This window comes from Consotaella aegiceratis (assembly GCF_036541425.1).
Taxonomy (GTDB): domain Bacteria; phylum Pseudomonadota; class Alphaproteobacteria; order Rhizobiales; family Rhizobiaceae; genus Consotaella; species Consotaella aegiceratis.
Window position 1 is genome coordinate 20,286 of the sequence record NZ_JAZHFT010000051.1, and the last position, 7,897, is coordinate 28,182.

Annotated in this window: 10 protein-coding genes; 4 read left to right on the forward strand and 6 right to left on the reverse strand. The window is 64.1% G+C overall.

Annotated elements, in window-relative coordinates; translation table 11 throughout:
* Positions 1-108: 108 nt before the first annotated feature.
* The 5 genes from SMD10_RS21895 to SMD10_RS21915 are packed head-to-tail and all read right to left on the reverse strand — an operon-like array spanning position 109 to position 4,369.
* Complete coding sequence (locus SMD10_RS21895; RefSeq protein WP_331687873.1) at positions 109-1,077, reverse strand: 5-oxoprolinase subunit C family protein; 969 nt, start codon at positions 1,075-1,077, stop codon at positions 109-111.
* On the reverse strand, positions 1,067-1,942 hold the full coding sequence (locus tag SMD10_RS21900) for a 5-oxoprolinase subunit B family protein (protein ID WP_331687874.1): 876 nt from the start codon (positions 1,940-1,942) through the stop codon (positions 1,067-1,069). The genes SMD10_RS21895 and SMD10_RS21900 overlap by 11 nt, the downstream gene beginning before the upstream one ends.
* The gene (locus SMD10_RS21905) at positions 1,942-3,327 is read right to left on the reverse strand and encodes an acetyl-CoA carboxylase biotin carboxylase subunit (protein ID WP_331687875.1); all 1,386 of its coding nucleotides are present in this window, start codon (positions 3,325-3,327) and stop codon (positions 1,942-1,944) included. Before SMD10_RS21905 ends, SMD10_RS21900 begins: the two co-directional genes overlap by 1 nt.
* The gene (locus SMD10_RS21910) at positions 3,324-3,566 is read right to left on the reverse strand and encodes an acetyl-CoA carboxylase (protein WP_331687876.1); all 243 of its coding nucleotides are present in this window, start codon (positions 3,564-3,566) and stop codon (positions 3,324-3,326) included. The genes SMD10_RS21905 and SMD10_RS21910 overlap by 4 nt, the downstream gene beginning before the upstream one ends.
* The gene (locus tag SMD10_RS21915) at positions 3,563-4,369 is read right to left on the reverse strand and encodes a 5-oxoprolinase subunit PxpA (RefSeq protein WP_331687877.1); all 807 of its coding nucleotides are present in this window, start codon (positions 4,367-4,369) and stop codon (positions 3,563-3,565) included. Before SMD10_RS21915 ends, SMD10_RS21910 begins: the two co-directional genes overlap by 4 nt.
* Before the next feature lie 284 nt (positions 4,370-4,653).
* On the opposite strand from SMD10_RS21915, the gene SMD10_RS21920 reads away from it, so the two are divergent.
* The 3 genes from SMD10_RS21920 to SMD10_RS21930 all read left to right on the forward strand — a co-directional run bounded on the left by SMD10_RS21920 (position 4,654) and on the right by SMD10_RS21930 (position 6,738).
* Positions 4,654-5,556, forward strand: a complete 903-nt coding sequence (locus tag SMD10_RS21920; protein ID WP_331687878.1) for a LysR family transcriptional regulator — start codon at positions 4,654-4,656, stop codon at positions 5,554-5,556.
* A 175-nt stretch (positions 5,557-5,731) separates the two neighbouring features.
* Complete coding sequence (locus tag SMD10_RS21925) at positions 5,732-5,917, forward strand: hypothetical protein (RefSeq protein WP_331687879.1); 186 nt, start codon at positions 5,732-5,734, stop codon at positions 5,915-5,917.
* An 86-nt stretch (positions 5,918-6,003) separates the two neighbouring features.
* On the forward strand, positions 6,004-6,738 hold the full coding sequence (locus SMD10_RS21930; RefSeq protein WP_331687880.1) for a gamma-glutamylcyclotransferase: 735 nt from the start codon (positions 6,004-6,006) through the stop codon (positions 6,736-6,738).
* 15 nt (positions 6,739-6,753) lie between these two features.
* Here the strand turns inward: SMD10_RS21930 and SMD10_RS21935 are convergent, their stop codons facing one another.
* On the reverse strand, positions 6,754-7,365 hold the full coding sequence (locus tag SMD10_RS21935; RefSeq protein ID WP_331687881.1) for a TIGR02117 family protein: 612 nt from the start codon (positions 7,363-7,365) through the stop codon (positions 6,754-6,756).
* 251 nt (positions 7,366-7,616) lie between these two features.
* Between SMD10_RS21935 and SMD10_RS21940 the strand changes: the two genes are divergently transcribed.
* Positions 7,617-7,739, forward strand: coding sequence for a hypothetical protein (locus SMD10_RS21940; protein WP_331687882.1), 123 nt, complete (start codon positions 7,617-7,619; stop codon positions 7,737-7,739).
* Positions 7,740-7,897 lie beyond the last annotated feature (158 nt).

Here is a 7,897-nt window from a genome sequence, read left to right on the forward strand (position 1 = left end):
GCCGATCCGGCAACGGAGGCGGCGAGGGTGAGCCCGGCGGCGGCGACTGTGCATAGTCTCATGTTGGCATCCTCTGGATCAGTCGGACGAAAGGTCGGTTGGCTTGGGTCAGAAGAGCGCTCGGATCTGGCCGAGCAACGCCGTCCGGTCGGCCCGCGCTTTCAGCGCGGTGTCCATGTCCACCTTGACGAACCGGGTCGGGGTGTGGGGCTGGAGCTGGCCGATGAGATCCATGTCGGCGGAGATCACGGTGCCCAGCATGAAGTAGCCGCCGCCCGACACCGCATCGCGGTGCAGCACGATCGGCTCGGAGCCGCCCGGCACCTGGATGGAGCCGTATGGATAGCAGCTGTCGACGATGTTGGAGGGATCGGAGCCGGCGCCGAAAGGCTGCTCGCGCGGCTCGAACTCGATCGGCCGGCCGCCGCGGAAGCGATAGCCCATGCGGTCGGCCTCGGGCGCCACCTTCCACTCGTCGTCGAAGAAGGCCTCGTGCGAGCCCTCGGTCATGCGGAACCAGTAGAGGCCGGGCAGGACGCGCAGCTCCGCCGGCTGGCCGGGTCTGCGCCGCAACGTCTCTGGGATCTCCAGCCCTTCCTTGACCGCAGCGGTTTCGCCCACCGGCAGTTCGTCGCCGGCCGCCAGCGCCCTGCCCTTGAAGCCGCCCAGCGCGCCGATCGGATAGGTCGAGCGGCTGCCGAGCGCCAGCGGCACGTCGATGCCGCCGGACACGGCGATGTAGATGCGGGCGCCGGAGCGCAGGAAGTCGAAGGACAGCACCTGGCCGGGCTTCACCTTGAACGAGGTCCAGCCGGGCACCGCCTCGCCGTCGAGGCGGATCGGCATCTCGGCACCGGTGACGGCAACGGTCGCCTCGCGGGTGAATTCGAGCTTCGGCCCGATGAACACGGCCTCGATGCCGGCGGCGCCCTCGTCGTTGCCGACCAGCAGGTTCGCCGCCTTCATCGCCAGACGGTCCATCGCACCGCCCATGGGAATGCCGAGGTGGAAATAGCCGGGGCGGCCCAGATCCTGGATGGTGCTCGCCAGTCCCGGGTGAAGAACCTTAATGGCCATGGAGCACACCCTTCAGCTTGTGGTTGGTGCCAGCGATGTCGTCGTGGAATTCGCGCAGATCGAACTCGACCTCGCGGATCGGCGGCGCAAAGGTGCCTTTCTCGACGCTCTCGACGTCGTGGTCGTATTCCTCGCGGCCGATGGGCTTGAACTTCACGATGTCGCCCGGCCGGAAGAAGACCATGAACTCCTTGAGGTAGGAGACCTCCTGCGCCGGATCGAAGATCGGCATCGGGGTGATGCCGAACATCTGATAACCGCCGGCGCCACGCACCGAGTAGATGCACGAGAAGCAGCCGCCGTAGCCGACGGTGAGCTTCGGCGTATCGGTGCGGGGCCGCAGATATTTCGGCACCTCGATCTGCTTCTGGCGCTCCACCATCTGGTAGAGGAAGGGCAGGCCCGAGACGAAACCGACCATGGAGACGAACCACGGCGCACCGGCATGGGCCGCGATGAAATCGTCCACCGACGCGAAGCTGTTGATGCGTGCGGCATATTCCAGATCGGTGCTGTTGGGGTCCTGATGGCGCTCGCGAAAGCGCATCAGCGTCTCGTGGGTCCACGGATCGTTGTAGTAGACGGGGATCTCGACGATGCGGGTCTTGATCACCGGCTCGGCCTTTTCGGCCGCCGCCTCGATCGCCTGGACCTCCTTCAGGATGTCGTCGGGCTTGATGATGTCGGGATCGAACTTGATCTGCATCGACGCGTTGGCCGGGCAGATCTCGGTTACGCCCGCGATGCCGGCCTGCTTGATGCCGTTCGTCAGCGACAGGCTCATGAAGAAGGCGTCGAGCGACATCTCCTCGCTGCATTCGACGAACAGATGCTCGTCTCCGCCGAAGCTGTAGCGCATGGCCATCAGGCAACCTCCTCGAACGCGCCGACACGGGCGGCGAAGTCGTTCTCGATCCAGTCTTCCAGGAAGCGGGTGTGAAAATCGGCCGCCTCGACCGACGCGTCTTCGGCGAGCGCGACATGCAGCGGGCGGGTGGTCGGGATACCCTCGATCACCAGCGCGTCGAGCGCCCGGCGCAGGCGGTCCAGGCAGTCGGTGCGATCGCGGCCGCGCACGATCAACTTGCCGAGCAGGGAATCGTAGAAGGGCGGAACCTCGTAGCCTTCATAGAGGAAGGTGTCGAAGCGAACCCCCTCGCCCTCCGGCACATCGAGCCGGCTGATCGTTCCCGGCCCCGGCATGAAGCCGCGCGACGGATCCTCAGCATTGAGGCGGCACTCGATGGCGTGGCCGGCGATGGCGATGTCGGACTGATGCACCGACAGGGGCTTGCCGTCGGCGATACGGAACATTTCGGCCACCAGGTCGATCCCCGTGATCATCTCGGTGACGGGATGCTCGACCTGAATGCGGGTGTTCACCTCGATGAAGTAGAAGTTATGCGTCGCCTCGTCGTAAAGATATTCGACGGTGCCGGCGCCACGGTAATTGACCGCCTGTCCCAACGCCACGGCGCTGTCGCACAGGGCTTCGCGCACACCCTGGGAGAGAGCCACGGAAGGCGCCTCCTCCCAGACCTTCTGGCGGCGGCGCTGCAGCGAGCACTCGCGCTCGAAGCAATGGACGACGGTCTGCCCGTCGCCCAGGATCTGCACCTCGACGTGGCGCGCCTTCTCGATGAGTTTCTCGACGTAGAGGCCGCCGTCGCCGAAGGCGGCCTTCGCCTCGGCCGAGGCCTGGGGAAACAGCCGGCGCAATTCCTCGGCCGAGCCGCAGAAACGGATGCCGCGTCCGCCGCCGCCAGCCGCCGCCTTGACCATCACGGGAAATCCGATCGTCTCGGCCAGCGCTACCGCCTCGTCCAGATCGTCGATGCGGCCGTCGCTACCGGGCACCGTCGGCACGCCGGCGGAGGCCGCGATCTTGCGGGCCTCGACCTTGTCGCCCAACCGCTCGATCGCCTCCGGCGTCGGGCCGACGAAGATCATGCCGGCGGCTTCCACGGCTCTCGCGAATTCCGAGTTCTCGGCGAGAAAGCCGTAGCCCGGATGAATGGCGTCGACGCCGTGGGCGCGAGCCGCCTCGATCACCGCCTCGATGTTGAGGTAGGACTTGGCGGCGGACGGCGGCCCGATCTTGACCGCCTCGTCGGCCAGACGCACGGCGAGCATGGTTTCGTCAGCCGCGCTGTAGGCCTGGACGGTACGGATGCCCAGGGCCTTCGCCGCCCGGATGATGCGCACCGCGATCTCGCCGCGGTTGGCGATCAAAACGGAGCGGATGGTCACGGCTCGACCTCGGCGATCACCTGGCCGGCCATCACCGGATCGGCATCCTCGACGAGGAAGGTGATGGACGATCCGGCGACGCCCGCCTGGACCTCGTGGAACGACTTCATCACCTCGACCAGGCCGATGACGTCCTCGGCGGCGATGGCCTCGCCATCCGCCTTGAATGGCGGCTTGTCCGGTGCAGGCTTGCGATAGAACGTGCCGGGGAGCGGCGACCTCACTTCAAGCTTGCTCATGCTTGTCTCCGGATGGTTTCGCTGACGATTTCTGAGACGGGGGCGATACGGATGCCGGCGGCGATCAGCTCCTCGCGCAGGGCTTGGGCGATCTCGACGGCGCCGGGCGTGTCGGAATGGAAACAGACGGAATCGAAGGGCACCTCGATGGTGCGACCCGTGACCGTCGTCACCGTGCCGTCGAGGCAGGCCCGCACCACCTTGCGGGCGACCGTCGCCGGATCGAGCCGGCCGACGTCGCGGGTGAAGACGATGGACCCGTTGTCGTCATAATCGCGGTCCGCATAGAATTCGCGCACGACGGGCTGGCCGAGCTCGCGGGCCTGGATCTCGGTCTCCGACCCAGCCATGCAGAAGATGAACGCGCTCGGCGCCACCGCCCGCAGATATTCGACGAACAGGCGGGAGAGCTCGCCATTGACCGCCATCTCCATGTAGAGCGCGCCGTGCGGCTTCACGTGCTGGAGGTTGCTGCCATGGCGGCGGGCGAACTCACGCAGCGCGCCCACTTGGTAGACGACGTCGTTGACCAGTTCCTTGGCGGTGCCTGCCACCTTCCGCCGCCCGAACCCCTGCAGGTCGCGATAGCCCGGATGGGCGCCGATGCCGACCCCGTGTTCCACCGCCAGACGAACCGTCTCGTCCATGAGATTGGGGTCGCCGGCATGAAATCCGGCCGCGATGTTGGCTGAACTGATCAGCGTCATCAGCATGATGTCGGAGGCATCGCCAATGCGCCACCGGCCAAAGGCCTCCCCCATGTCGCAGTTGATGTCGATAACCTCGACGACCGGTGCCATCATCATGCTGCCCGAGTTTTGAACAAAAAATGCTCATGCCTTCAATTTCTACATCGAACGCTATGGGGCAGGTTGCTATTTGAAAAATACTATTTTTTCATATTTGAATTCTGATTTTTAGATGGCGTCTCGCCGGGGCGGCATGGTGTCGCAGGGTCCAAACAATTGAGTTTTGGTCCACTTTTTCGACGCCAAGGACGACACAGGAGCCACTTCAAAAAGCGTCGCTTGCAAAATCAATTCATAGCATGATTGATATCGGATAATCCGAACGCAGTGATGCCAGCATGACGATCAGCCTCCGGCAAATTCGCTATTTCGTTGCAACGGCCGAACAGGGCCAAGTCTCCCAGGCGGCGGTGGATCTGGCCATCTCACAGTCGGCGGTCACCACCGCGATCAAGGATCTGGAACAGACGGTTGGGACCCAGCTCTTCCTGCGCTCGTCGCACGGCATGGAGCTTACCAGCGCGGGGCGGAAATTCCTCGCCCATGCCTACGACATCCTCCAGAAGGTCGAGGAGGCGACGCAGCTCACCACGGTGACCAGCGAGATCGAGGGCACGTTGACGTTGGCAGCCACCTATACGGTGATCGGCTATTTCCTGCCCTATCATATCGGCCGCTTGCGCCGGCAGTTTCCGCATCTGGAGATCCAGATCTTCGAACTCAACCGCGAGTCCATCGAGGAAGGCCTCCTCACCAACCGCTACGACGTCGCGGTGCTGCTCACCTCCAACATCCTCAATCCGGAGCTGACGACGGAGACCTTGATCCGCTCCGCGCGCCGCCTCTGGGTGCCGTCGCAGCACCCCCTGCTCTCGGTCGAATCGGTCGGGCTGAAGGACGTCGCGGAAGAGCCCTACATCATGCTCACCGTCGACGAGGCGGCTCACACCTCGCTACGCTACTGGAGCCCAACGCCGTTCCGCCCGCACATCTTTCTCAGAACCTCGTCGATCGAGGCGGTGCGCTCGCTGGTGGCCAACCGCCAGGGTGTTGCCATCCTGTCCGACATGGTGCATCGGCCGTGGTCGCTGGAAGGGCGTCGCATCGAGACCATCAACATCTCCGATCCCGTGCCTTCGATGGATGTCGGCCTCGCCTGGCGCCGCGGAACCGAGTTTTCGCCAGCCATGGACGCGTTTCGATCCTACTTCCGCCAGGCCTTTCAGATCCCCGACGCCTGATCCGGAGTAGGCCTCGCCATCGCCGACTCACCCGACGGCGCTTTTCATCCAGTGACTATCGTCGGCAGACTTCATGATCGCGCGAAACTTTCTGGCCGGTTGCGATGTTGTTGTTCGCAAGACGAACAATCGCTCGTCTGGTGTTTATGCCGCGGGTTTAAGAAGAGGCGATGTCATGGCGACCAATACTGGCAAGGACTACCGCAAGGGCTCCGTTCGGGACCGGACGCAGATGGAGCGTGGAGACGGCACGTTTCAGAAGCGTGACGAAGACACGGGCGAATTCATGGAGGTCAAGCAGACCGACGGCAAGTTCAAGGGCGTCGCCAAGGAACCGGACGGCCGCCAGCACAAGGATTGATCACAGCCATTGTTGCACTGCACCCAGAAACCGGCCTAGCCTAGTTTGCGAATCTTCGGGCGGTTCAGTGACGGGGCAGTGCAACGATGACGGAATTATCGGCGGATCGATCGGCACCATTTTTTGCGCGATCTCCGCTGTCCTTGACGCCCGAATTGGTCGCCCTGACGATCCGACCTATGCCGGAGCTCAGCCCCGAGCCGGGTTGGACACAGCTGACGGACGATGAACTCGACGCTCTGGCGCAGCGGACCGCCGAAGAGAGCCAGGGCGAGCCGCTGTGGATCTTCGCCTATGGCTCGCTGATCTGGAAGCCGGATTTCGATGCGGTCGAAGAGATGCGCGGCACCGCCTACGGTTGGCACCGATCCTTCTGCCTGAAAATGAACCGGTGGCGGGGATCGCCGGAGCAGCCGGGGTTGATGATGGCGCTCGAGCGCGGCGGACGATGCGACGGCATCCTCTACCGCATTTCCGACGACGATCGCGAAGCCCAGCTCAGGCGCGTTCTGTTCCGCGAGGTCCGCTTTCGCGAAATCGTCGACATGGCGCGCTGGGTACCGGTCCATACTGCCGCAGGACGCGTGCGGGCCCTGACATTCTGGGCCGGTCCCACCGGCAGCCACACCGCGCGCAAGCTGCCGCCCGAGCGGGTCGCATCGATTCTCGCCCGCGCCTGCGGCCATGCCGGGTCCTGCGCGGAATATCTCTACAACACCGTCTCCCATCTGGAGGAATTCGGCATCCGCGATCGCAATCTCTGGCGCCTTCAGCAACTGGTTGCCCAGGAGATCAGGACCGTCCACGGCCTGAACGCCTGACCGGCGCGCGGGGCGTCAGCGATCGTTGTGAAGCCTCAAACCCAACAGCAGCGTTTGCGGCAGCGGTGTCCAGAATGCCGTCGTGAACCCGGCTGCCCGCAACGCGGCCGCCGTCCAGGTGTTGCAGCCCCATAAGGCATTAAACCGCCCGCTCGCTTCGTAAAAGCCATCCGTGGCCCCATAGGCGGCGCCCGGGAGCGCGTTTGGCTGCCCGTCGTCGGTCTCGGAAAAACTTGCAGCGACGAAGTCCAGCAGGGCCGCGTGCGCCGGTTCGTCGAGCTGCAGCCTCGTCACGTCGGGGGCATCGTCCGCGATCGGTCCGGCCAGCGTGACGTGCAGAACGGATTCGTCGAGCGTGAATGACCGAAGAACCGTATCCACCGTCAGATCGGCCCATTGGGGCGTCCGGGTATAAAACGTGCGCCCGCCCCAGCCGACCACGATCGTTCGCAACCCAGGATGATCGAGCGGCAGGCCGTCCCTCGTGAGAAAGCCGAATTGCGACAGCACGTCCGGCGTCGCTGTGAAGGCGATATCGGTGTGGATCGGATTGGCCAGCAGATAGACCGTCCGCAGACCGGCAGACATCTCGCGGTGAAACCCCGTGGTCGGCGCTCTCGGAATCAAGAGCCCCAGGGACCATCAGCCCGAAGAGTACGCTGACGAAGGCGAGAAGACTCGCCAAGCCAGCGGCGGAAAATCTCGTTATCCTGGCCATGACGCCCCTCGTCCCCATTCGCCAAACTCCGCGTAGACCTTGCCCCTCGCCGTCCTCCTCTTCGATGGCAACGACGCTCCTCGCGATGCGTTATCAGACCTTCCGGCGCCGCGTGGAGGGATAAGCACGGCAACGAGACCGTCAAAGTCATGAGTCACCCGTGAAGAATTGGGAAGCCCTTGAAAAGGCTTCCGGATCATGGTTGGCGAAGAATTCCCTTTTGCAGGATTGGGCGGTTTTGGGGCTGATAAACTTGCAAATTGCGCTGGCTTGGTTGGCGTGATTCACTGGTTCCCGGATCGATGATCGGGGGACTTTTCGATGCGTCCGAAGGAGCGGCGGGACAGCGGGCAGAGCGATCTGTTCCGGGCTCGGCTTGATCAGATCGTCGACCCGCACCACGCGCTGGTCCGGCTCGGGCGGGCGATCGACTGGCGCTTT

What these genes read in the sequence shown, in the direction of transcription:
- SMD10_RS21900 (WP_331687874.1), bottom strand. Translation starts at nt 1,942, where the DNA reads ATGGCCATGCGCTACAGCTTCGGCGGAGACGAGCATCTGTTCGTCGAA.
- SMD10_RS21930 (WP_331687880.1), top strand. Translation starts at nt 6,004, where the DNA reads ATGACGGAATTATCGGCGGATCGATCGGCACCATTTTTTGCGCGATCT.
- SMD10_RS21925 (WP_331687879.1), top strand. Translation starts at nt 5,732, where the DNA reads ATGGCGACCAATACTGGCAAGGACTACCGCAAGGGCTCCGTTCGGGAC.
- SMD10_RS21895 (WP_331687873.1), bottom strand. Translation starts at nt 1,077, where the DNA reads ATGGCCATTAAGGTTCTTCACCCGGGACTGGCGAGCACCATCCAGGAT.
- SMD10_RS21910 (WP_331687876.1), bottom strand. Translation starts at nt 3,566, where the DNA reads ATGAGCAAGCTTGAAGTGAGGTCGCCGCTCCCCGGCACGTTCTATCGC.
- SMD10_RS21915 (WP_331687877.1), bottom strand. Translation starts at nt 4,369, where the DNA reads ATGATGGCACCGGTCGTCGAGGTTATCGACATCAACTGCGACATGGGG.
- SMD10_RS21920 (WP_331687878.1), top strand. Translation starts at nt 4,654, where the DNA reads ATGACGATCAGCCTCCGGCAAATTCGCTATTTCGTTGCAACGGCCGAA.